Source organism: Streptomyces sp. CB01201 (genome assembly GCF_002803085.1).
GTDB lineage: Bacteria > Actinomycetota > Actinomycetes > Streptomycetales > Streptomycetaceae > Streptomyces > Streptomyces hundungensis.
In genome coordinates this window covers 206784-229827 of the sequence record NZ_NNBJ01000007.1, presented here as the reverse complement: position 1 = coordinate 229827, position 23044 = coordinate 206784, and the positions used below count along the sequence as shown (strand labels likewise).

At 72.7% G+C, this 23044-nt stretch carries 14 protein-coding genes and 1 pseudogene; 5 read left to right on the top strand and 10 right to left on the bottom strand.

The window, feature by feature from the left end; all coding sequences use genetic code 11:
- Positions 1-64: 64 nt before the first annotated feature.
- Together CG740_RS16920 and CG740_RS16915 are read left to right on the top strand one after the other, a co-directional pair.
- On the top strand, positions 65-2059 hold the full coding sequence (locus CG740_RS16920; RefSeq protein ID WP_100575969.1) for an alpha/beta fold hydrolase: 1995 nt from the start codon (positions 65-67) through the stop codon (positions 2057-2059).
- Between the two features lie 8 nt (positions 2060-2067).
- Entirely contained in the window at positions 2068-2802 is a 735-nt protein-coding gene (locus tag CG740_RS16915; RefSeq protein ID WP_159030313.1) for a class I SAM-dependent methyltransferase, read from the top strand.
- 80 nt (positions 2803-2882) lie between these two features.
- Here the strand turns inward: CG740_RS16915 and CG740_RS16910 are convergent, their stop codons facing one another.
- Entirely contained in the window at positions 2883-3599 is a 717-nt protein-coding gene (locus CG740_RS16910; RefSeq protein ID WP_100575967.1) for a PIG-L deacetylase family protein, read from the bottom strand.
- Positions 3600-3811: 212 nt separating this feature from the next.
- Between CG740_RS16910 and CG740_RS16905 the strand changes: the two genes are divergently transcribed.
- Positions 3812-4219, top strand: a complete 408-nt coding sequence (locus CG740_RS16905; protein ID WP_100575966.1) for a DUF3224 domain-containing protein — start codon at positions 3812-3814, stop codon at positions 4217-4219.
- A 128-nt stretch (positions 4220-4347) separates the two neighbouring features.
- Positions 4348-4713, top strand: a complete 366-nt coding sequence (locus CG740_RS16900; protein ID WP_100575965.1) for a VOC family protein — start codon at positions 4348-4350, stop codon at positions 4711-4713.
- Between the two features lie 73 nt (positions 4714-4786).
- Here the strand turns inward: CG740_RS16900 and CG740_RS16895 are convergent, their stop codons facing one another.
- The 8 genes and pseudogenes from CG740_RS16895 to CG740_RS16860 all read right to left on the bottom strand — a co-directional run bounded on the left by CG740_RS16895 (position 4787) and on the right by CG740_RS16860 (position 21332).
- Positions 4787-5719 carry a DUF6039 family protein gene (locus CG740_RS16895; protein WP_100575964.1) on the bottom strand — a complete coding sequence of 311 codons (933 nt, stop codon included), beginning with the start codon at positions 5717-5719 and terminating at the stop codon, positions 4787-4789.
- 49 nt (positions 5720-5768) lie between these two features.
- A complete protein-coding gene (fabD, locus tag CG740_RS16890; RefSeq protein ID WP_100575963.1) occupies positions 5769-8039 on the bottom strand; it encodes an ACP S-malonyltransferase in 2271 nt (756 codons plus the stop codon).
- A pseudogene (locus CG740_RS16885) lies at positions 8036-9058 on the bottom strand (DUF6039 family protein); the annotation flags it as partial. The gene fabD (CG740_RS16890) and the pseudogene CG740_RS16885, both read right to left, overlap by 4 nt.
- Positions 9059-9117: 59 nt before the next feature.
- Complete coding sequence (locus CG740_RS16880) at positions 9118-10665, bottom strand: MDR family MFS transporter (protein ID WP_234376301.1); 1548 nt, start codon at positions 10663-10665, stop codon at positions 9118-9120.
- A 45-nt stretch (positions 10666-10710) separates the two neighbouring features.
- Positions 10711-16902 (bottom strand): beta-ketoacyl synthase N-terminal-like domain-containing protein, encoded by a 6192-nt coding sequence (locus CG740_RS16875; protein ID WP_100575961.1) that lies wholly within the window; start codon positions 16900-16902, stop codon positions 10711-10713.
- Between the two features lie 135 nt (positions 16903-17037).
- A complete protein-coding gene (fabD, locus tag CG740_RS16870) occupies positions 17038-19269 on the bottom strand; it encodes an ACP S-malonyltransferase (RefSeq protein ID WP_100575960.1) in 2232 nt (743 codons plus the stop codon).
- A 53-nt stretch (positions 19270-19322) separates the two neighbouring features.
- Positions 19323-20096: an enoyl-CoA hydratase-related protein gene (locus tag CG740_RS16865; protein WP_100575959.1), complete on the bottom strand. Its 774-nt coding sequence runs from the start codon at positions 20094-20096 to the stop codon at positions 19323-19325.
- A gap of 3 nt (positions 20097-20099) precedes the next feature.
- Positions 20100-21332, bottom strand: coding sequence for a hydroxymethylglutaryl-CoA synthase family protein (locus CG740_RS16860; RefSeq protein ID WP_100575958.1), 1233 nt, complete (start codon positions 21330-21332; stop codon positions 20100-20102).
- A gap of 161 nt (positions 21333-21493) precedes the next feature.
- Between CG740_RS16860 and CG740_RS16855 the strand changes: the two genes are divergently transcribed.
- Positions 21494-22366 carry a 4'-phosphopantetheinyl transferase family protein gene (locus CG740_RS16855; protein ID WP_100575957.1) on the top strand — a complete coding sequence of 291 codons (873 nt, stop codon included), beginning with the start codon at positions 21494-21496 and terminating at the stop codon, positions 22364-22366.
- On the opposite strand, the gene CG740_RS16850 is transcribed toward CG740_RS16855, so the two are convergent.
- Positions 22285-23043 carry a thioesterase II family protein gene (locus tag CG740_RS16850; RefSeq protein ID WP_100575956.1) on the bottom strand — a complete coding sequence of 253 codons (759 nt, stop codon included), beginning with the start codon at positions 23041-23043 and terminating at the stop codon, positions 22285-22287. The two genes, CG740_RS16855 and CG740_RS16850, sit on opposite strands and share 82 nt — an antisense overlap.
- Position 23044 lies beyond the last annotated feature (1 nt).

The following is a 23044-nucleotide window of genomic DNA, read 5'->3' as shown; positions in this document are numbered from 1 at the left end:
CGCCTTTTCCGGGAACACGTGCCCCGCCGCGCGGCCCGCAGCACCGCTCCAGGAGGACAGGACGATGTCCCACCATGTGCTGCTCGCCGGCACTTCGGCCTCTCTCGCCGGGCGTCTGGCGGCCCACCGGCTCGCGGCACCCGACCGCCCCTCGCTCCTGCTGCTGCTGGCGGCAAGGAGCCGCCCGACCGCACCGGGGCCCGACACCGCGACCCTCCGGACCTTCGTCCTGGACAGCGCGCCCGGCACGGCGCCGGACGACCCGGGTGACCGGTTGCGGGTCCTTCGGCTGGACCCGGACGCCCTGGCGGGGGCACTCGCGGCGGAGACGGCCGACGAGGTCTGGTGTGTGACCCCGGGCCTGGACCCCGACCCGGTGCGCGCGGCGTGCGCCGACAGCGCCGTCGCCGGAGCGCTGCTCGCCGCCCTGCCCGCGCTGCGGACGGCCAGGTACGTGCACGTCGGCCCTTCGGGGGCGGAGGGTAAGGACCGCGCGGCCCCGCCCAGGCCCTACCGTGAGCTGGAACGCGCCACCGTGGAGAGCTGCCTGGCCCACGGGGCCGCCTGGCGCGTGCTGCGTACGCCCCCGGTGATCGATGCCGCCGCGCCGCTGCTCGGCGAGTGCCCGGCAGGACCGCACCATCTGCTCGGAGCACTGTGCTCCGTCAGGTCGGAGATCACCGACCGCGTACCCGACTGGTTCCAGCACCATCCGCTGCGCGTGGCCGGGCTCGGGGGGCGCGGGCTTCCGCTGCTCCCGGCCGGACGGGCCGCCGAGTGGCTGTGGGACGCCGCGGGTCCGCCCGGCCTGCCCGACGGTTTCGCCACCCTGCCCCAGCCCGTGCCGACGCCGCTGGAGGAGCTGCTGCCGCGCGCGGGCGCCGTGTACGGCATCGATCTGCGCCCCGTGACCGGGCGGGACGGCTTCACCGCGGCGGAACGGCTGCTCGACCTGCGGCTCGACCTGGTACGGAGCGCGGCCGTCCGGTTCGGCGGCAGCGCCGCCGACGGCGCGGCCGAGGCCCTCTCCGTGGCCGCCCAGTGGGAGCTGTTCGGCGCGGTCCGGGAGAACCAGGACAGGGCGGCGACCCAAACGCCGCCGCAAGGTCCGACCCGTACCGTCGAGGTCGCGGGCGCGCCGTTGACGTTGTTCGAAGTGGGAACCGCCCGGACGGCCGACCAGGCGCCCCTGGTCCTCATCAACGCGCTCGGGCAGGGACACGGCTTCCTCGACCGCCTCGCGCGCCAGCTCGCGGCGCACCGGCGGGTGGTGTCCTGGCAGGTCCGCGGGACCGACCCCGACCTGCCGCCCTGGGACATCGACCACCAGCTCGACGATCTGCGGGCGGTGCTCGGCCTGACCGGTGCCGACCGCTTCCACCTGGTGGGCTGGTGCACCGGCGCCAAGATCGCCACCGCGTACCAGCGGCGCCGACCCGGCGACGTCGCCTCCCTGGTCTTCCTCAACGCCACGTTCAAACAGGACGGCCTGTGGGGCGGGATGGACACACCGTACGAACGCAATCTCGAAGCGGTCTGCCGCGCCCTGGCCCGCAGACCGGAGAAGGCGGAGCGGATGGTCGGGCTGCTCGCGCCGGGCAGCGCCGGCGGCGGGGAGAAGACGGGGCCCGGGCAGGACGCCGGAGTCCTCGGGGTCCTCAGCCAGGCGCTGGCCGAGGAGGTACGCAGGCCCTTTCTCGCACCGGAGAAGCTGCTGCGCTACGCCCGCCAGCTGGTCGACCTATGGACGCTGGACACCGCGCAGCAGGCTCCGGCCGTCGAGGTGCCGGTCCTCTTCGTGGGCTCCGAGTTCGACGCCATCTCCTCGCCCGCCCGGGCGCGAGCCGCGGCCCGCTGCTTCCCCGACGCCCGGTACGCCGAGTTGGCGGGCGCCGGCCACTACGCCCCGCACGACAGGTCGGCGCCGGTGGCGGAGCTGATCACCGAGTTCGTCCGGGCGCCGGAACGCATCACGCGCGAAGTCGCCCATCCCGAGATCCGGTGGGGTGTCGAAGCGCCCGGCCAGGAACACAACCCAGCACGAGAGGCTGCATCATGACGGAGTCGATGGCATTCGACCGCGTGGCGGACGACTACGACCGGATGCGAGGCGGGATCGAGCGCGGCCGCGAGGCCGCCGCCCGGCTCGTCGCCGATCTCACGCCGGGCCCGGTGCTGGAGGTCGGCACCGGCACCGGGATCGTCGCGGCGGGCCTGAGCGAACTGGGCCACCGGGTGTACGGCGTGGACCTGTCGCCGCAGATGCTCTCGCGCGCCCACAGCAGGCTGGGGGGCAGGGTCGCCGTGGCGGACGCGCAGTCGCTGCCCTTCCCCGACGGCGCCTTCGCGAACGTGGTCTTCGTCCATGTGCTGCACCTGGTGGCCGACATGCCCACGGCCCTGCGCGAGGCCGTACGGGTGCTGACGCCCGACGGACGGCTGCTGGCCGCGCACGGGGACCCTGCGGCCGACCCCGACGAACTGGTCGCCGTGCTGGACCGGCTCGGCGAACTGCACCCGCCGCGCCCCGACACCCCCGAGAGGCTGGACGCCGCGGCCCGGAAGGCCGGTCTGCTGCTGGTCGGTCACGACTTCGCGCCGGACTACGAACGGGCCACCTCACCGCGCCAGTTGCTGGAGAGCCTGGAACGGCGCCTGCCGCCGTTCCTGTGGAACGTCGACGACGACACCTGGGCGCGGGTGGTGGAGCCGGCCCTGGCCGAGCTTCGCGCGCTCCCCGACCAGGACCGGCCGCGCCCGCAGCAGTGGCGGGTGCACCACAGCGTGTACCGCAAGCCCTGATGAGAAAGGGCGGACCCTGACCCGGGACGGGCGGCGGCCGCGACCTGTCCCGGTCGCGGCCGCCGCCCCTTTGGGCTCCGTCAGCGCCGGATCATCTCGAAGGCGATGGCCGGTACGCCGCCGAAGCGGGTGCCGGTCGCCTGCGCCAGGCCCATGAGCGGACCCTTCACGTCCGTGATCGGGGGCTGCTGCGCCGCCAGGTAGCTGCTGTGCGCCTCCAGTGAGGCGATCGCCTTGTCGAGGACGGCGCTGACGTCCACGGCGTGCGTCGGCTGCGGGGAGTTGGACATGGCCACGTACTTCACGCCCTGCCACGGGTCCAGGCCCAGGTCCCGGAAGACCCACCGGTTCCCCGCGTCCCCCACCGCGTCCAGCAGCGCCCGCCCGGTGTTGCGGTGGTCGGGTGAGTTCCACCGACCGCTCGACGACTGGTCGTGGTGGCAGAAGCCGATCACCAGCTCGGGGCGGTGCCGGCGTATCGCGGCGGCGAACTCGCGGCGCAGCGCCAGCCCGTACTCGATCGCCCCGTCGGGGTGGTCGAGGAACTCGACGCCGGACGCGCCCACGACGGCCGCGCCGGCCCGCTGCTCGCGCTCGCGCAGCGCGGCCGCGCGCTCGGGCGGCAGGGTGTCGATCCCGGCCTCCCCGCGACTCGCGACGAGATAGGTGACGGTCCTGCCCGCCGCGGTCCAGCGCGCGACCGCACCGGCCGCCCCGAACTCCATGTCGTCCGGGTGGGCCACCACCGCCAGTGCCCGATTCCAGTCCTCCGGCATGATTTCCAAATCTTGGCTCATGAGGGTCAACGTAGCATCGGGAGTTCTTTTATCGACAGAGATATCGGCGTTGTCCGGCGCTATCGCTTTCCCCTTTTGAACCGCTCCCGCGAACTGCTCAATTGTGAGCAGAAAGGGGGCTCGGAAGCCGGGAGAATCCGTTGCTCCGCACGGCGGGCGAAGGCCCGCCGCGACCGGCCCGAGGCCGCGGCCCGCGAGCGAGAGGAACGCGCATGGCGACACAGTCGACCAGCGATATGACCTGGGACCCCTGGCAGCCGGCGCCCTACGCCGATGCCGAGGGCGCTCCGATGCTCATGCACGGCATCGTGTCCAACCACTACCGGGGCGGAATCGAGGCCGAGGGCAGCCAGCACGTGCTCATCGCGCTGGGCCCGGACGGCACCAGCACGTTCACCGGCCTGGAGCGGGTGACCGGCCGTGTCGGTGACCGCGAGGGCACCTTCGTCCTGCGGATCAGCGGCAGCACGGCGGGAGGCAAGGCCAAGGCCGCGCTCACCGTCGTGGAGGGATCGGGCACCGGCGCCCTGGCCGGGATCAGCGGAGAGGGCGAGTACTTCTGCGACAACCCGGGCCCCAACGGCAACGCGGCGGTGACGCTGGATCACTCCTTCGGGTAATCCGGCGGACCGGCGCGCGCCCCGGGCCACGCGCGCATAGTCTCGATGTGTCACACGACTGGCCCCGCCCGGACCGTCCGTTCACCAGGCGGCCGACCGGGGCACTGTCCTGAGGAAGGAAGCTTCAGATGAGTTCCATTGGCCAGCTGGCCTCAGTCACTCTCGATGCGGTCGAGCCTGCTGAACTCGCCGAGTTCTACTGCGGGATCACCGGTTGGAAGGTGGTCTTCACCAGCGAGGACTTCGCGTTCATCGCCAGCGAGGACGGGACCGGCAAGATGGGGTTCCAGCGGGTGGCCGACCACCGCGCCCCCGAGTGGCCGAGCCAGGACAAACAGATGCACCTGGACTTCAGCGTCAGCGACCTCGACGAGGCGGAGAAGGGCGTACTCGCCCTGGGCGCCACCAAGCCGGACTTCCAGCCCGGCGGTGACAAGTGGCGGGTGTTCGCCGACCCCGCCGGTCACCTCTTCTGCGTGACGACGGCCGTCTGATCCACCACCCGGCCTGAACGAAAGGGCCGCGACGCTCCGCTCGGAGCGCCGCGGCCCTTTCGCCGTACGGAGGTCAGCCGCCCCAGTACTGAGGGGTCAGCGCACTGTCCCGGCCGCCGCCCTCGACGATCATCCGGTCCCAGCGGCCGCCACCCTTCTCGGGCGAGACCCAGTCCTGCATGTACGTGGCGCGGGGGGACGACGGATCGGTCCGCGCGTCTATCCCCATCAGCGCGTACATGGTGCTCAGGGACTGCATGTGGATCAGGAAGTGCATCCGTTCCATCTTCCCGAACGCCTCCTCGAACACGAAGGCGGAAGCCTGACCGCCAGAGTTGAGGTTGGTGTTCTCCGTGACGGTGCGGGCGAACAGCCGCGCCTCGGCGCGGAACTCGTAGCTGAAGTCCACCGTCCGGTGCATCACCACGCCCGCGGTGGCGGTGTTGAGCAGCGACTCCGGCGCCACCGAGGTCTGGTGCGCGGCCGGCAGCACCTCGAACCAGGGGCCCTCACGCGCCGGGTCGAGCGGGCTCATCGCCGGGTCCTGCGCCATCTTCTGGGTCGCGGTGCCGAACATCCCCCAGCGGTGCGGGAACATCATCGTCTCCTGGACGCTGCCGGGGACGAACGCGGCCTCCCACTCCCGCGCGCTGCGCTGCGCCACGAAGCCGCCGAGCACACCGTCCCTGAAGTCCTGGGCGCCGCCCATGTGCAGGAGCCGCTCGTAGTCCTCCAGCGAGTGGAAGTGGATCAGCCAGTGGATGCGGTCCTTGACGCCGAAGGTCTCGTCGTAGACGAACACGGTCACCAGACCCGCGTGCTTGTCGTTGGCGAACTCGGCCGCCTCCCGGGCCAGCGCACGGGCCGTGCCGCTCTGCCCCGCGGCGATCTGCGCGACACGCTCGACGACGACGCCGGCGTTCCCCGAGTGCAGGACCTTTTCCGGGGGTTGCGAGGTCTGGTGGAGGGCGGGCGGAACGACGGGCCTGTTGCTGTCCTCGGTCATACGGGTCTCCTCATCACGTCGGGTACACAAGGCGCGGTGGTGCCGGGGTTCAGCCGTACGCCGCGCACCGCAGGCGCAGCACCTCGGCCGCCCCGGTCATCAGCCGCTCGGCGATCAGATCCACATGCCGCTCCCGCCAGGGCTCCAGATCGGTGCCCCGCACGAAGCCGTTGAACGCGCCGGCGGCCGGCCCGCAGTGGATCTGGTAGTTGGCCCGCTCGGCGGGGTCGCCCTCCTGCGCGGCACGGTTGGTGCGCGCGAAGTAGGACTTGAAGACCAGCGCCATCTTGTGGCGGGGGTCGCTCTCCGCGCGGTCCACCTCGTGCGGGCGGCCGGTCTCCAGGTAGTGCTCGCGGGTCTGCTTCCACACCTGGGCCAAAGGCGCGCGGAAGAGGTCCCGTTCCAGGGTCCTGCGGGTCCCGGCATCGAGCGCGTCGAGGCCGGGGTACTGGCGGTAGAGCTGGTGGAGCTTGTTCGCGCGGGCGGCGAACAGGGTCCCCTTGCGGACGACCTGGACCTTCGAGCCCATCTCGAAGAGGTCGCCCGCCGGAGCGTAGGTGGTGTCCTGCACGCCCAGCGTCGCCAGCAGGTCCTTGACCGCGTCCGATGTCCCGGCCTGCGGCGAGCACTGGTTGACCGAGCCGGTGACGACGAAGTCCGCGCCCAGGACGAAGGCGGCGGCGACCGCCTGCGGGGTGCCGAGTCCACCGGAGGCGCCCACCCTCGGCCGGCGGGGGTAGGAGTGACGCGCGGTGAGTCGGTCGCGCAGCGCGGTCATGACCGGCACGAGGGCGAGCGAGACCCCGCCGTCGGTGTGCCCGGCGGAGTCCGCCTCGACGCAGATGTCCCCGGCCACCGGAAGCTCACGCGCCACCGCCGCCTCGGTCTCCGACAGCCCTCCCTCGGCCACCAGCCGGGCGAGCACGCCCTGCGGGGGCGGCGAGAGGAAGGACTGGGCGACCTCAGGACGGGAGCACTTGGCCAGCACGGTCCGTACGGCCACCGGGGCGCCGTCCGGGCCCCGGTGGGCGCCGCGGAACCGGAAGCGCACGAGCGCGGGGGTCACCGTGGTGAACGCGGCAGCCTCGATGTGCCGGACCCCCTGCCGGAGCAGGAGGCTCACCAGGGCTTCCTCCGCACCGGGGTCGGACATGTCGTGCAGGACGTTGACTCCGTACCGGCCGTCGAGGTGCGGGGTACGGGCGAGTTGGGCGACCGCCTCCTCGACCCGGGACAGTGGCAGGCCCCCCGCGCCGAGGTACCCCATGAGACCGGACAGACCCATCCTGGCGACGAGTTCGACGGAGGCCACCCCACGGAACATGCTCCCGGCGAGGTAGGCGTAGCGCAGCCCGAAGTCCGCACGGAACTCGGCGCTGCCCAGCCGGGCAGCCGCCGGGTCGGCGGCCGACGGAGCCGGTGCCGCCGGTACGGGGGCGGCGAGTGGGGCGGGGCCGGCCGGCGGGTCCACCGCTCGCGGCTCCGCCAGTGCCGCCCGCCACATCGGGGTGAGCACATGCTGCGGGCCGAACTCCCGCAGTTCGCCTACACCTTGCTCGATCAGGTGGAGCATGGTCTCGTGCCAGCGCACCCGTGAGGTGATCTGGTCGACCAGCAGCCGGGCCACCCCGGACGGCGGGTAGGGGCGGGCGGTCGCGTTGGCGATCACCGGAATGCGGGGCTCGCGGAACTCCATCCCGGCCAGGAACGCGGCGAACTCCGTGGCGGCCGCCGCCATGTGCCGGGAGTGGAACGCACCGCTGGTGGCCAGAGGGATGCAGCGAGCCCCTTCTCTCGCCCGCACGGCCGTGCGCACCGTCGCGATGGAGGCGGCCGAGCCGGACACGATCACCTGGGTCGCGGTGTTGTAGTTGGCCAGGTCGACGTCGGTGACGCCCGTGCTCCGCAGCAGCGCCTCCACCCGCGCGATGGTGAGACCGAGGACGGCGAGCATGCCGCCGCCGTCGGCCTGCGCCATCAGCTCCCCACGCCGCTTGACCAGCCGCAGGCCGGTCTCGAAGTCGAAGCAGTCCGCGGCGACGAGGGCGTTGTACTCGCCCAGGCTGTGTCCGGCCAGGACGTCGGGCGCCGGGCCCTCCTCCCGGGCGGCGAACTGCGCGAGGGCGTTCACCACGAAGAGCGCGGGCTGCGTCCACCGCGTACGGCCGAGTCTTCCCTCCGGGTCACGCAGGCACAGCTCCGCCACGGACTCGCCCAGGACCCGGTCGGCGGTGGCCGTATGCTCGGGGAAGCGGGCGAAGAGGTCCTCGCCCATTCCCTTGCGTTGTGTGCCCTGACCGCCGAAGACCCAGGCTCTCACCGGGCGGTGCTGCCGTACTGGTACGGCAGCAGCAGGGTGTCCTCGATGGAACCCTGGACGAAGGCGCGGCCCCACCGGCCGCCCCCCTTGCTCTCGGCGACGAACTCCCGTCCCTGGAGCTTCTGGAAGCCCTCGTCCTCGCGCTCCATGGCGAGCAGCTCCTGGTAGGTGTCGAAGTCCTTGAGGTGGATGAGCCAGTGCAGCCGGTCCATCACACCGAAGGTCTCCTCGTAGAGGTACGAGGTCGCCCGCCCCGCGAGCTTGGTGTTGATCTCGTTCTGCCAGGCGAAGGCGTAGTGCCTGGCCTCCTTGCGGAACTCGTGGGACGCCTGTCCCACGCGGTGCAGGGTCAGCACGGAGTTGGCCGAGTGCAGCAGCTGGTCCTCCGACTGGCGGGTCTGCAGCCGCGCCGGGTCGACCCACACGTCGTCCTGGTGCTCGCCCTCCTCGTGGACCAGTCCGTGCTGCGGTACGAGGATGCGCTCCTGGACGGATCCCTCGACGACCGCCCGGCCCCAGACTCCGGCGCTCGCGTCGCCGACGACGCGGTCGCTCTCCAGCATGTCGATCATCTTCTCGTCGTGATCGACCATGTGGAGACTGATGGCGAAGTCGTTCGGCGTCTTCCAGTGGATCAGCCAGTGCACGCGGTCCTGGCGGCCGAACGCCTCCTCGTAGAAGAAGAAGGAGGCGCCGTTGAGGTCCGCCTGGTTCATGTAGGCGATCACGTCGGCGAACAACTTGCGTCCCTCGGCCCGGTGCTCGTACTTGAGCTGGGCGCTCCGGGCGATGATGAATCCGGCGTTGCCCGAGTGGAGCAACTTGTCGGCGGGCACCGAACTCTGGGCGCCGGCGGTGCTGAGGCCGGACTCCCGGCGGGACGTCTGCTGAGTCATGTCATGTCCTTCAGGCCGAAGGTGGACGGGCGCGTTTCCGAGCTGACGAGACGGTGCAGTCACGCTAGGACGGGCGGTGGCACGGCGGCTGCGCAAACTTGAGCAGGCCGGTCCCACCACGTGCGGTGGGACCGGCCTGCTGACAGCGGGACGGACGGAACGCGGGGCGGCGCGTCAGCCGCTCACTCCTTGGCGGTCGCCTCCTGGGCGACCGGAGCGGCCTCCTGCGGCACCTTGCGCGGCATCTCCTTGAGGAACAGGGACACCACGAAAGCCACGGCGATCAGCGGGGCGCAGAGCAGGAAGACGTCGGACAACGCGTCGGCGTAGCCGTGCAGCACCTTGCTGCGCAACGGTTCGGCGAGCTTGTGGATGTCCGCGACCTTCCCGGAGCCGGAGCCGGAGCCGCCGCCCCCGCCGAGGTCGGCGAGCCGGGTGGTGAGCACGGAGCCGAGCACCGCGACGCCCATCGCCGATCCCATGCGCTGGAAGAAGTTGACGGCACTGGTGGCCGCCCCCATGTCCTTCATCTCGACCGAGTTCTGCACGGCGGTGATGATCGGCTGCATGACGAGTCCGACACCGGCACCGAACAGTGCCGTGAAGAGCGCGGCCTGCCAGTACGGCGTGTCCACGTCGAGCTGGGCCAGCAGCAGCATCGCCACCACGAGCACTGCGGAGCCCGCGACCGGGAAGACCTTGTACTTGCCCGTCCTGCTGATCAGCTGACCGGACCCGATGGAGGTCAGCATCAGCCCGAACATGGCGGGCAGCATGGCGAGTCCGGAACGAGTGGCAGACATGCCCATGACGGACTGGAACCACAGGGGCAGGAAGACGATGCCGCCGAACATGGTGGCGCCAGCCAGGAAGCCGAACAGCGTGCCGATCCCGAAGACCTGGTTGCGGAAGAGCGCCATGGGGATGACCGGTTCACCGGCATGCAGCTCGACCCAGACGAACAGCGCCGCGAGCAGCACGGCGCCCAGGAGGAGCAGCAGCGGACCGGGGGCGGTCCAGCCGTACTCCTCAGCGGCCCAGTTGAGGTAGAGCAGCGCGCAGGTCACGGCGCTGACGATCAGGGCGGCACCCGCGTAGTCGATGTCCTGGCGACGCTGCTCGTTGCGGGCCCGCAGGCCCACGGCGGTCGCCACCAGGGCGAGGATGCCGACCGGCACGTTGATCAGGAAGATCCAGCGCCAGCCGGGGCCGTCCGTGAACCAGCCGCCCACCAGCGGTCCGCCGACGCTCGCGAGACCGAACACGCCGCCGAACATCCCCTGGTAGCGCCCGCGTTGTGCGGGCGGCACCACGTCGGCGATGACGGCTAGTGCCAGCACGAACAGTCCACCGGCTCCGATGCCCTGGACACCGCGGAACACGATGAGCTGCCAGATGCTCTGCGCCCCCGCACAGGCCACCGAGCTCAGTACGAAGACCGCGATGGCGCCCTGCACGACGGGCCTGCGCCCGTACAGGTCGGAGATCTTGCCCCACAGTGGGGTGACAGCCATGGAGGTGACCAGGTACACCGTCACCACCCAGGGCAGCCGGTCGAGGCCGCCGAGGTCGCTGACGATGCTGGGCAGCGCGATGCTGACGACGGTCTGGTCCAGGGCCGACAACAGCATCGCGGCCATCACCCCACCGATCGCCAGCTTGGCCTGCCGGCCGATCGGCTGGGACGACGTGTCCTCCGCCGTCGAAGACGCCTTTGCGGGGTTTCCCATGGTGCTTCTCGTTCCTTCCGTAGGACGTGACAAACATGCCTGGGGCTACCGGTGTTGGCCCGCCAGCGGCGCTCCCCCGTTGTGGTGTCCCGCGGGCGCACCGGTGGTGAACCGCAGATCGAGGATGGCGGCGCGCGGAACGTTTCCGAGGGGCCGGGGGGCGGGCGGGGCCGACGGGGACACGGCGCTCCTCGCGGGTGGGTCGAGCCACAGCCTGCGGCGCCGGTACACCGGCGCCGGCAGCGGCCCGCGTACCGGCACCCCGGCCGGGCGCGATGCCGGGTCGAGCGCGGAGGCGATGAGGTGCGCGTTGGTGCCGCCCAGGCCGAAGGAGCTCAGCCCGGCGACCCGCGCGGACGCCTCCACAGGCCAGTCCCGGGTCCTGGTGGTCGGCACGAAGGGCGAGTGCGCGAAGTCGAACCGGGGATTGGGGTTGTCGCAGAACAGCGTCGCGGGGATGCGGCCGTGCCGCAGGCACAGCGCCACCTTGATCAGCCCGGCGACCCCGGCGGCGCACAGCAGGTGACCGACGTTCGACTTGACGCTGCCGATCGCGCAGAAGCCCTGGTCCGGCGAGCTCTCCCGGAACACCTCGGTCAGCGCCTGGAGTTCCAGCGGATCGCCGATCCTGGTGGCCGTCCCGTGTGCCTCGACCAGCCCGATCTCCCGCGCCTGCCGGCCTGCGGCGGCCAGTGCCCGGCGCACGACGTCCGACTGCGCGGCGGGGCTGGGCGTGGTCGTCCCCATCGTGTGTCCGTCGTTGTTGACAGCGATCGACTCGATCACCGCGTGGATGCGGTCACCGTCGGCGAGCGCGGCCTCCAGCGGCTTCAGCAGCACCCCGCCGCATCCCTCGCCCGGCACGAAGCCGTCCGCGGCCTCGTCGAAGCTGCGGCACCGGCCGGTGGGCGAGATCGCCCGGGCGACGCTGAACTCCAGGTAGGGCCTTTCGTCCAGCAGCAGCTCGACGCCGCCGACCAGGGCCAGTTCGGCGTCGCCCGCCTGCAGCGCGCGGCAGGCGAGCTGTACGGCGACGAGTGACGAGGAGCAGGCGCTGTCGACCACCATGTTGGGGCCGCGGAAGTTGAAGCGGTGTGCGACCTGGGCGGTGAGGAAGTTCTGGTCCGACTGGAGCACCTCGGGCCGCAGCGGCGCCCTGCGGGCGTAGTCCGAGATTCGCCCGCCCACGTAGACCGCGACGTCCCGGCCCCACAGCTCCTCGCGGGTGTAACCGGCGTCGGCCAGGCAGTCCGCGGTGGTCTCCAGGAAAAGCCTGATGCCGGGGTCCAGCGCGGTGGCCTCGGCGTCGCCGAGTTGGAAGGGGTCGGGATCGAACATCTCCAGCCCTTCGAGGAACCCGCCCCATTTGCCGGTGCTGTACCCGGGCTCGAACGCGGGCCGGTACACCTCGTCGACGTCCCAGCGCCCGGGCGGCACCTCGGTGACCGAGCAGCGCTCGTCGAGCAGGTTCTGCCAGTACGTCGCCACGTCGGGCGCCCCGGGGAAGCGGCCGGCCATCCCGATCACGGCCACGGCGCCCCGCCCGGGCTCCCGCGCCCGGACCGGGGCCGGGGCGTCGGCGGGGGCGCGCACCGGGTCCGGGGCCTGCGCCGCGGTCCTGGTCGGGCCCGATTCGGCGACGGCCACGGCGGGGGCCGGCGGCAGCCCCAGCGTCGCGCAGTAGGCGGCCAGTTGCTCGACGCTGGAGTGCTCCAGCAGCAGGGCGGGCTGCAGACGACGTCCCACCGCCTCCTCGACGCTCTCCAGCAGTTCGCCCAGCATCACCGACTCCACCCCCAGATCGGCGAAGTCGGCCTGCACGTCCAGCTCGGCCTCCGGAGTGCCGAGGACGGAGGCGACCAACGGGGTCAGCCACGCGTGCCCGGCGCCCGCGGCCGGCGGTGCGGCACCCACCTCCGGCTCGGGCGCGGCCGCCGGTCGCGGAACGGCGGCCGGCTCGGCGACGACCGACGCTTCGGGCGCGGGAAGGGACTTGGCCCTGATCAGTGCGTCGACGTCCAACGCACCGGACAGCGGCCGTGCCGGGAGCACCGTGCCGCCCCAGGGCAGGGCCACGGCCCGTTCCAGTATTCGCAGGCCCTCGCTGTCACCGAGCGCCGCGAGCCCGGCGGGCGCGCAGACGTTGTCCTTGCCGCGCGCGGCCCCGCTCTCGGTCCACATGGGCCACGCCACCGAGCGGAACCAGTCACGCCCTTCGCGTACCTGGTGGGCGACGAAGAAGTCCATCGCCGCGTTGGCCGCCGCGTAGTCGCTGACGCCTACCGCCAGCCGGGGGACGAGGGAGCACGCGGAGGAGAACACCAGGAAGAAGTCGGGGCGGTCGGCCGCGCAGAGCGCGGCGAGCGTCTCCAGGCCGTCGATCTTGGGGGCGAACGTAGCGCGGATGGCGGCGGAGTCCTTGCCGACGAACGCCGGCCTGCCCGTGCCGTGGCCTCCCGCGCAGTGCACCACACCGCCGATGGGGCCCAGTTCGGTACGGACCTGCCGCAGGAACCCGTCGATGGCCGGCTCGTCGGTCAACGGTCCGGTGTGCACGAGGACGTGGACGCCACGGCCCTCCAGGCGCTCGACCAGCTCCACGGTCTCGGCCGCACGCGCGTCGAGCGCCCCCGGCTCGCGCCACCGGTCGCGCGGCGGCAGCGGGCGACCGCCGAGCAGGGCGATCCGGCGGGCGCCGCGGTCGGCCAGCAAACCGGCGACCTTCGCCCCGATGCCCCGGGTGCCGCCCGTCACGACGTACGCCTTGGCGCGGTCGGGGGCGAGGGGTGCGTAGTGGCCGAGCGTGGGGCGGAGCACGGGTTCGTAGCGCAGCCCGTGCCGGTGGCACACCTCGGCCTGGGCGCCCCGCTCGTGCCACTCCCCCCAGATGGACTCGGCCAGCGCCGCCGGGTCGCTGATCGGCAGGTCGGTGTCGATCACGGTGGTGTCCACCCGCGGATACTCCGCGCCGAGCATCCTCAGGAAGCCCGCGACCCGCGCGCCCGCCGGATCCGGTTCGGAGACCTCCAGGTCCTGCAGCCCGCGGACGACGTGGACGCCGCGGACCGGGACGCCGGGTCGGGCGCCGATCAGCCGCCGGATGAGGAGCAACCGCGCGGTCCAGCCGTCGGCGAACGTGGCGGCAGGGCCGCCGAGGTCGGCGAGATCGATCCAGCCCGCGATGACGGGGTGGCGGGCGAGCGCCTTCTCCGTCACAGCGTCGGCGCCCGCGTCGTCCGAGTAGCCCAGTTCTCCCGTGCCCGGGCCTTCGCGGACCAGGAGCAGGGAGCCGGGGGACGCGGTGCGCGCCAGTTCCTCCGCCAGGGAGCGGGTGGCCTCGGTGTGCAGGCACACGACCACGGTGCCCGAGGGCCCCGTCGCGGCGGACGCCTGCCCGGTGGGCATCCACTCCCGGTGCAGGAGCTGGGCGTCGTCGGCGGGTGCGCCGGGCGCGGGTACGGAGACAGCGGGCGCGGGTACGGGAACGGCGGGCGCCGGTACCGCGGCGTCGGACGCCGGGGCCGGCACAGAACCAGGGGCCACCGCCGCGACCGTCTCCGGGATCCAGCACCGCATCCGCGCGAAGGGGTAGGTCGGCAGCGACACGACGCACGGCCGCGCCCCGGCCGCGTCCGAGGTCCGGTGCAGCGCCGGCCAGTCGACCTGGCCACCGTTCACCCAGTGCCGGCCCGTATCCCACAACCCCTCTGCCCCGTCGGCGCGTGCCGGGCGCACCCGGCCCTGGGCCGGAGCACGTCCGCGCAGCACCCCCGTGTCGTCGCCCGCGGCGAACCGTTCCAGCCGGCCGCGGAGGTCCGCGACATCCGTCGCGACAAGGGCCGTCCGCTCCTTGAGCGGCTCGCGCCCTTGCTGGAGGGTCCAGGCGACGTCGGCGAGCGCCAGTTGCTCACTGCCCTGCCGCAGGCGCGCGGCGAGGCGGTCGGCGACCGTCCGCAGCCGCTGCTCGTCGTAGGCGGACAGGACGATCAGCTGGGGGCTGCATGCCGACGGCGAGGGGCGTTCCGGCGCCCGGGCCGCGGGGTACTCCTCAAGCACCACGTGGGCGATGGTCCCGCCCGCGCCGAACGAGCTGATGCCCGCACGCCGGGGTCTGGGCAGGCCGTCTGGGCCCAGCGCCGCGGGCCATGGCGCGGCCTCGCGCTGCACCTGGAAGGGGGTGGCCGCCCAGTCGACGTTCGGGTTGAGTTCCTCGGCGTGCAGGCTCGGAGCCAACGTCGCGTGCTCCAGCTGGAGGAGCGTCCTGGTGAACGCCGCGATCCCGGCCGCCGCCTCCACATGGCCGATCGTCGACTTCACCGAGCCGATGGGCAGGCTGCCCACCGCGCGGTCCGGAGTGTCGAAGACCCGGTTCAGCCCCTCGATCTCCACCGGGTCACCGAGCGCGGTCCCCGCCCCGTGCGCCTCCACGTAGTCGATGTCCCGGGGCCGCAGGCCCGCGTCGGCCAGCGCGTCACGAACGACCTCGCTCTGCGCGACGGGCGAGGGCACGATGTAGCCGTTGGTCCTGCCCGCGTGCACCACCGCGGTGCCGCGGATCACGGCGCGTACGCGGTCGCCGTCCGCCAACGCCCTGTCGAGCGGCTTGAGGACCAGCGAACCGACCCCCTCGGCGGGCACGAATCCGTCACCGCCCGCGCCGAAGCTGCGGCAGCGCAGCGAGCTGGACGTGAGGGACATCTTGTTCTGCTGGATGAACTTGTTGGGGTGCAGCGAGAGGTTGACGGCGCCGGCGATGGCCACCTCGCAGTCGCCGGAGCGCAGGCTGCGCACGGCGAGGTGCAGAGCGGTCATCGAGGAGGAGCACATGGTGTCGACGGCGAGGCTGGGGCCGTGCAGGTCCATGAGGTACGAGACGCGGTTGGCGATGTTGCCGATGGCGCCGCCCGCGTAGGACGGGTTGCCGCGCAACGTCTCCTCCACGCCGAAGAAGGCGTAGTCGCTGTACATCGAGCCGATGTAGACGCCCACCCGGGAGCCGTGTTCCTCCCGCAGCCGTTCGCGGGTCAGGCCCGCGTCCTCCAGCGCCTCCCAGCAGGACTGCGTGAACAGCCGCTCCTGGGGGTCCATCAGGGCCGCGTCGCGCGGGGTGATGCCGAAGAGCAGCGGGTCGAAGCGGTCGACGTCGTCGAGGAAGCCGCCGACCATGCGCTCCACCGGCCACCCTGGCCTGTGCCGCTCCTCGGGGAGCGTGCTGACGCAGTCCCGGCCGCCGACGAGGTTGGCCCAGAAGGTGTCCAGGTCGGGCGAGCGGGGATAGCGGCCCGCGACGCCGATGACGGCGATCGCCCCGTTGCCGGCGGGGACGGCCGCGGGAAGGGGTGCCGGCGTGGGGGCGGGTGCCGGCGCGGGAAGCTGTGCGACCGCGGACGCGGCGGGGTCCGAGGCCGCCTCACGACGTGCGTCGTGCCGCCGGACGAGACGCTCGGCCACCTCGTGCAGGTGGCGGCACTCGAAGAACAGGGTGCGCCTCGTGACGCCCCAGTCACGCTCCAGGTCCGCGTTGAGCAGGTTGATCTGGAAGGACGTCAGCCCGTACTGGTCGAAGGAGACGTGGGCGTCGAGATCCTCTAGAGGAATCCCCGACACCTCGGTGTAGCGGCCCAGCAGGTACTCCTCCACCTCAGCGACGCGCGCGGCGGCATCGGCCGGTTCCGGCGCACGCTCCGGTTCCGGCGCCACCTCCGTAGCCGTACCCGCCCCTGAGCCCGTGGGCGGGTCCTCCTCGGCGAACGGATAGGCGGGCAGGCTCACCCGCGCGGGCCGCTGCCGCCAGTACAGGTGCCAGGGCAGGTCGGCGCCGCCGGCCCAGAGCGCGGCCGCCTCGGCGGCCGTCGAGGGCTGCCGCGGATCGGCCGCCTCGGTCGCCGGGTTGGCCGAACCGGTATGGACGCGGGGGTCGGGCAGCCCGGCCAGGTAGGCGCCGAGAGCCGCCACGGCGTCGTCCAATCCGGTGCACACCACGGCGAGCCGGTGCCGTAGCGGCGTTCGGCCGGTCTGCGTCGTCCAGGCCACGTCGACAGCCAGCACGCCGGAGGCGGGCCCCTCGCGTGCCACGCGGTCGAGGTACTCGCGCAGGGACCGTGCGGAGCGGGTCAGCCGTCCGCGGTCGCCTGCGGAGACGAGGACCACGACGGGGTCACGAAGGACCGTCCCTGAGGGCGGCTCGCCACCGGTCACCGAGGTGCCGCCGGACGACGCGCTGTCATTCCACTCCATACGTCTCACTCCACGGGTCTCGACTTCTCGTCCGCGTCGGCCCGACATGTGGCGCGCCCCACGGATCCGCCCGACTGGAGGCGCAGACCGGATGGCGCACGCCGCTGACCGTAACGGCGGTTCGCTGGGGTGTCTCTATCGGTGAGCGCTTTTCGGCCCACATCGGCGACCGGCCGCGCCGATCAGTTCCGCGGCGCCGGTAAGGAGGTATTCGGCGACGGTGTCCGCGTCCCGCGCCGTCCAGGGGGCCAGTTCCGTCCCGGCGACCCGCCGGTTGAAGTCGGCCAGTTCCGTATCGCAGTCCAGCCGGTGGTCCAGCGGCCGCGCCGGCTCGCCCGCGTGGTCCACGCGTGCCGCCTCGCGCAGGTACCAGCGGAAGACGGAGGCCATACGGTGCCGGGGCCCGCCGGGCCCCTCCGGCCCGGGCGCCGTGAGCACGGCGGTGACCTCGTCGAAGGACCGGCCGAGGCACGCCCGTTCGACATGGGCCCGGGTCGCGGCCGGAATCTCGTCGAAGGACCGGTGGTCCCGGTAGAGCCGGTAGAGGTGGTTGGCCCTGGCCGGGAACAGCGTGCCGACGCGCACCACGCGGGTCCGTGCGCCGAGCGCGAAGTGCCGCTCGCCGGGCGCCCAGCACAGGTCCTGGTCCATCAGGGCGGACAACTTCTCCTTCTGCGGCCGGCTCCGAAGGGACTGCGGGGTGCACTGGTTCACCGACGTGGTGACGGTGAAGTCGGCGCCCAGCGCGAAGGCTGCCGCGGTCCGCTCAGGGGTGCCCGCGGCTCCGCGCACCCCGACGTGGACCGGCTCCGGGTAGCCGTTCCGGTGCGTCACCCGCCGTACGAGGGCGGTGATCGCGGGCAGCAGCGCGAACGCGTCCGCGCAGTCGGTGCTCCATCCGGCGGAGGTCTCCACGGCGAGGTCCGAGGCGACCGGCAGGCCCCGCGCCGCTTCGGCCTCCTCCTCCGTGAGCCCTCCCCCGGCGACCAGGGACATGAGCAGGGCGCGGGACGGCGCGGCGAGGAAGGCCGCGGCCTGTTCGATGCCCGTGACCCGGGCGATGACGTGATGCGCCGACACCGGGGTGCCGTCGCGGTGCCGGCGGGCACCACGGAAGCGGAATCGCACGAGGTCGGCGGTGGGGCCGGCGGGGAAGTCCGCCTCCACGTGGCGCACGCCGTGTTCCAGGAACCGGGAGACGGCCGCAGGAGCGGTGGGGTCGTCGCGCAGTGCCATGCCCCACCCGCCGCGCGCCGCGCCCACGGGGACGTCGGCGGCGCGGTCAGCGAAGGACAGCAGACCGGCAGCGGCCATCCGCGCGCACAGCTCCGGCGTCCCGGCGCCCGACGCTCCCGCCGCGTGGGCGAGGCGGACCCCGTACCGCTCGCGGAACCCTGGCGCGCCCAACTGCCCGGCCCCTGGGCGCGGCTGCGGATTCGGACGGGCCGGAGCGGGAGCGGGCCGGGGAGCCGCTACGGGTGCGGGCGGAGGAACCGCGACTGGTACGGCCGCGGCCGGGCGCGCCGGCTCCGGTTGCTCCACCGTCGCCCACAGCTTGCCGAGCACGCTGCCCGGGCCGACCTCGACCAGTTCGGTGACGCCCTGCCCGGCCAGGTACCGCATGCTGTCCCACCATCGGACCGGGCGCACCATGTGCTCGCGCAGCAGCGCCCCGATCTCCTCGGCCCGGTGGGGCAGGGCCGTCACGTTCGACAGCACGGGCACCCGTGGCGCGCGGAAGTCCACCGTGTCGAGGACCGCGCCGAGTTCGTCCGCCGCCTCCCGCACGTACCGGGAGTGCGCGGCCACGCTGACATAGAGCAGTACGCACTTGCCCGCGCCTTCCCGCCGCAGGACCGGCGCGAGCGCGCGTACCGACTCCTCGGGGCCGGAGAGCACCGTCTGGAGCGGGGAGTTGTAGTTGGCCACGTCCACGTCGCTCGCGCCCACCCCGCTCAGCACCCGCTCGATCCGGTCGGCTTCCAGGCCCACCACGGCCAGCATGGCGCCCCCGGTGGCACGGGCCATGATGTCGGCACGGGCCGAGACCAGGCGCAGCCCGGTGCTGAAGTCGACGGCTCCCGCCGCGTACAGGGCGCTGTACTCGCCCAGGCTGTGACCGGCCATGAAGTCGGGTTGCGGGGACCGGCCTGCCAGGTCGAGGTATTTCAGGGCGTTGATGGTGAACATGACCGGTTGCAGGTTGCGGGTGTCCTGGAGCAGCGCCGGGTCGTCGCACAGCTCGCGTACGGACCGCCCCAGCACGGCGTCGGCTTCGGCGGCGATCGCGGGGAACCGTTCGAACAGCCCCTCCGCCATGTTCTTGCGCTGGGAGCCCTGACCGGGAAAAGCCCATACGACTGCCATTCGGTTCCCTTCCCCAGTGTCAGTGCCCCGGGCGCCAGCCGCGCGGGGTCCGTTCACTTCTCCCACGGGTAGCGTCCGGCGGCCGCGAAGCGGGCGAACCCGTCCCGCACGCCGGGCGCCGAGGCCAGCCGGGCGAACTCGTCGACGGCGTGGCGTTCGGTCTGCTCGGTGATGGGGTGCAGTGACGAGAAGTAGCGCTTGGCGTCGCCGATGACGTGCCCGTCGACCTTGGTCAGCCGGGAGACGAGACGGCGAACGAGGGGGTCCGCGTCCGGTGAGACCTCGTCGGCCAGCCGGCGCTCGACCGCCTCGGCGGCGGTGAGTGGAAGGGTGGTCAGCGTCATCGCGTACGCGGTCTGGAAGCCGGTTCGGCGGATCAGGTACGGCAGGACGCTGCACGGCAGCAGGCCCCACAGCGCTTCGGGGAGGCTGAAGGTCGACCGTTCGGTGGCGTGCACGAGATCGCAGGCCGCCACCAGTCCGACCCCGCCGCCCGCCACCCGGCCGTCGACGTTGGCGACGATGGTGCGGGACAGTTGTGTGAACCGCCGCAGCAGGCGGAAGAAGGCGGTTCCGTTGAGGGACGCGCCGTCCGGTCCGCCGGGGGCGGGCGCGGCGGCCTCGACCATGTCGAGCCCGTTGCAGAAGACGCTGCCGCGCGCGTCGAGGACGACGATGCGGCACTCGGCGGCGGATTCCGCCTCGTCCAGCGCGCGGTCCAGGTCCGCCAGCAGCGTGGCGTCGACGGTGTTGCCGCGGTCGGGGCGGGCGAGGGTGACGCGCAACACCGCTCCCGTACGGGTCACCTCGATGGCGCTGTAGGTCACGGCTCAGCTCCAGCGGTAGACGCGGTGGAAGTTCTCGATGCGGTCGAGCACCAGCAGGCCCGCGCCGTCGAACAGGTCCGCGTAGAGATCGGCGTACGGCTTGGGGTCGAAGTCCCGTTCCTGCACGCCGAACGCGCGGTCGCCGCCCAGTTCGGTGACGGTGTCGTACTGCGCGAAGGTGAGCTCGCGGCGGTTGTCCAGGGCGGCGCCGATCCCCAGCTCCCCCAGGTTCCGCACGGCGCCGGCTCCCAGGACGCCGCTGAAGAACTCAGAACCGCACCCCGACCCGTACGAGAACAGGCCGATCCGGCACGGCCCGACGGGGCCGCCGGTGTCGATCAGCGAGCACAGCGCCAGATAGAGGGAGGCGGAGAACAGGTTGCCGACCCTGGAGCTGTAGTCGAGCGTGGGCACGACCCGGCGTTCGAAGTCCGCCTGCGACTCGCGCGGCGGCAGGCCCCGGTACTTGCGCAGCAGCATGCGGTGCGCGCCCTTGACCATGCCGGCGAAGGGGGTGTGCAGGACGAGGTGGGCGAAGCTGTCGACGACGTCGGCGCCCGCGACCCGGTCGCGGTAGGCGGCGAAGCTCTGCTCCAGGCAGGTCATGTAGGCCAGCAGGGAGACATCCGCGTCCACGACGTCCAGATCCGGTCGGGGACGGAGGGTGTCCATCACCTCGAAGGTGTGCAGCCCGCTGGCGCCCGGGTCGAGTTCGAGCACGTCGGGCCGCCGGCTGACGATCATCGCGGCGGCGCCACCGCCCTCCGACGGCTCCCAGTAGGTACCGCGTGAGGCGGCGCTGGGGGCGTCGGCGGCGATCACCAGCGCCTTCGCCGTCGGTACCGGGGAGGAGCCGATGATGCCGGCGGCGGTCTGCAGGGCGGCGGTGCCACCGAAGCAGGCGTGTTTGACCTCGAACGACCGGCAGCGCGAGCTCAGTCCCAGGTAGTGGTGGATATACGTGCTGATGGGTTTGCCCAGGTCGAGGCCGGACTCGGTGCCGACCACCAGCAGTTCGATGGAGTCGCGCTCCTCCGGGGTCATCCGGTCCAGCAGCGGCCGGGCCGCATTCACGCCGTTGGTGATGGCGTCCTCGCACGGCAGGTTCACCGACTTCTGACGCATCATCAGATTTTGGAACCTGGCGAGATCGAGACCACGGGCCCGGAACAGTTCCTCCACGCCGAAGCAGGCCCGCGCCACATAGGCGTTGAGCGCCTCGATACCGACGGCCATACACGCTCCCGCCCTCGGGGGTCACCCGGGAGGACCCCAATGGTGTCGGTTCTAGTCGGCCGGAGCACGGGAGGTCTGCTCACTATTGAACGGCGGGGCGAACCGGTCGCGGCACACCCTCGGAGGGTGCCGCCGTGGGCGGGACGAGAAGGGAGCCCGCCGTGCCGCCGACATCCCCCACGCCGCCCGGCGAGCGCATCCTCGCCACGACGCGGCCGCTCGCGCTCTACAGCCCGGGCACGGGAGACCCGCTCGCCCACCTCTGGACCGCGGAACCGGCGCCCGAGGGGACCGTAGCGGGCCAGGAGTGGCTCTCCCGCGACGAGCGCGACCGGCTGGACGCCATGCTGCTGGAGAGCGACCGGGCGCTGTTCGTCACCGCCCGCGTCCTGCTGCGCACCGCCCTCAGCCGCTGTGTGCCCGCCGTCGACCCCGCCGAGTGGGCCTTTCGCACCGGCCCCCAAGGACGCCCCGAGGTGCTGTCCCCCAGGACCGCGCCGCGGCTGCGCTTCAACATCTCGCACACCCGCGGGCTGGCCGCCTGCCTCATCTGCCCGGAGATCGACTGCGGGCTCGACGTCGAATGCCTGGACCGCCGGTTCGACCCGGTGCGGCTGGCCCGGGCGATGCTCAGCCCCGCCGAGGCCGACGACATCGCCGCCGCCCCCGGTGGGTACGTCACCGCGAAGCGCTTCATCCGCTACTGGACGCTCAAAGAGGCGTACAGCAAGGGCCGCGGACTCGGCCTCTCGCTGCCCACCGCCTCGTACACCTTCCGGCTGGGGCCGCCGGGTCCCACCCGGCTGCACGCCTCGGACGACGACGGCGCCGACTGGCAGTTCGGGCAGTGGCAGCACGGCGCCGACCACATGGTGGCCGTGGCGTTGCGGCGCGGACCGGCCACCGACCTGGCCCTGGTCCGGCACCGCGGGGTGAGCGCGGCGGCCGCCTCTCAGGCGGCCGCCTGGCGTACGTCCTCGTCCAGCTCCGCCGCCAGGTCGGCCCTCAGCGGCCCGGGCAGGTCCTTCAGGTAGAAGTGGTTTCCCTCGTACACCGTCATGCGGAACGGCCCCTCGGTGGTCCGGTTCCACAGGCTCATCTCCAGCGGTGTCACCTCCGGGTCCTGCTCCCCGGTGAAGGCCGCCACGGGGCAGGTCAGCGGCGGTCCCTCCGCTGGACGGTACGTCTCGTTCACGGCGAAGTCGGCGCGCAGCCCCGGCAAGAACATGCGTACTAACTCCCGGTGGCGCAGCACCTCCTCGGGGATGCCTCCCAGTTGCACGACGGCCTGGAGGAAGACGGCGTCGTTCAGGTCGGCGAAGGCGCGCCGGCGGGCGGCGAGGTGCGGGGCGCGGCGTCCTGACACGAGCAGCCGCCGCGGCGCGCGCAGCGGATCGCCGTCGAACCGCCGGGCCACCTCGTACGCCACCGCCGCGCCCGTGCTGTGCCCGAACAGCGCATACGGGCGGACCAGATACGGTGCCAGCCCCTCGCAGAGCGCGTCGATGAGGTCGGTCATGCGGGTGTAGGGGGTTTCCTCGATCCGCGCCTCCCGGCCGGGGAGGATCACCGGGCACACCTCGATCTGCGGCGGCAGCAGCGCGCGCCAGGGCCGGAAGAACCCGCCGCCGCCCCCGGCGTGGGGGAAGCAGAACAGCCGCAACGGTGCGTCGGTGGTGGCGTCGCCGTTTCTGAGCCAGCTACCGGTCATG

What these genes read in the sequence shown, in the direction of transcription:
- CG740_RS16920 (WP_100575969.1), top strand. Translation starts at nt 65, where the DNA reads ATGTCCCACCATGTGCTGCTCGCCGGCACTTCGGCCTCTCTCGCCGGG.
- CG740_RS16895 (WP_100575964.1), bottom strand. Translation starts at nt 5,719, where the DNA reads ATGACCGAGGACAGCAACAGGCCCGTCGTTCCGCCCGCCCTCCACCAG.
- CG740_RS16880 (WP_234376301.1), bottom strand. Translation starts at nt 10,665, where the DNA reads ATGGGAAACCCCGCAAAGGCGTCTTCGACGGCGGAGGACACGTCGTCC.
- CG740_RS16850 (WP_100575956.1), bottom strand. Translation starts at nt 23,043, where the DNA reads ATGACCGGTAGCTGGCTCAGAAACGGCGACGCCACCACCGACGCACCG.
- CG740_RS16910 (WP_100575967.1), bottom strand. Translation starts at nt 3,599, where the DNA reads ATGAGCCAAGATTTGGAAATCATGCCGGAGGACTGGAATCGGGCACTG.
- CG740_RS16900 (WP_100575965.1), top strand. Translation starts at nt 4,348, where the DNA reads ATGAGTTCCATTGGCCAGCTGGCCTCAGTCACTCTCGATGCGGTCGAG.
- CG740_RS16875 (WP_100575961.1), bottom strand. Translation starts at nt 16,902, where the DNA reads ATGGAGTGGAATGACAGCGCGTCGTCCGGCGGCACCTCGGTGACCGGT.
- CG740_RS16915 (WP_159030313.1), top strand. Translation starts at nt 2,068, where the DNA reads ATGGCATTCGACCGCGTGGCGGACGACTACGACCGGATGCGAGGCGGG.
- CG740_RS16905 (WP_100575966.1), top strand. Translation starts at nt 3,812, where the DNA reads ATGGCGACACAGTCGACCAGCGATATGACCTGGGACCCCTGGCAGCCG.
- CG740_RS16860 (WP_100575958.1), bottom strand. Translation starts at nt 21,332, where the DNA reads ATGGCCGTCGGTATCGAGGCGCTCAACGCCTATGTGGCGCGGGCCTGC.
- fabD (WP_100575960.1), bottom strand. Translation starts at nt 19,269, where the DNA reads ATGGCAGTCGTATGGGCTTTTCCCGGTCAGGGCTCCCAGCGCAAGAAC.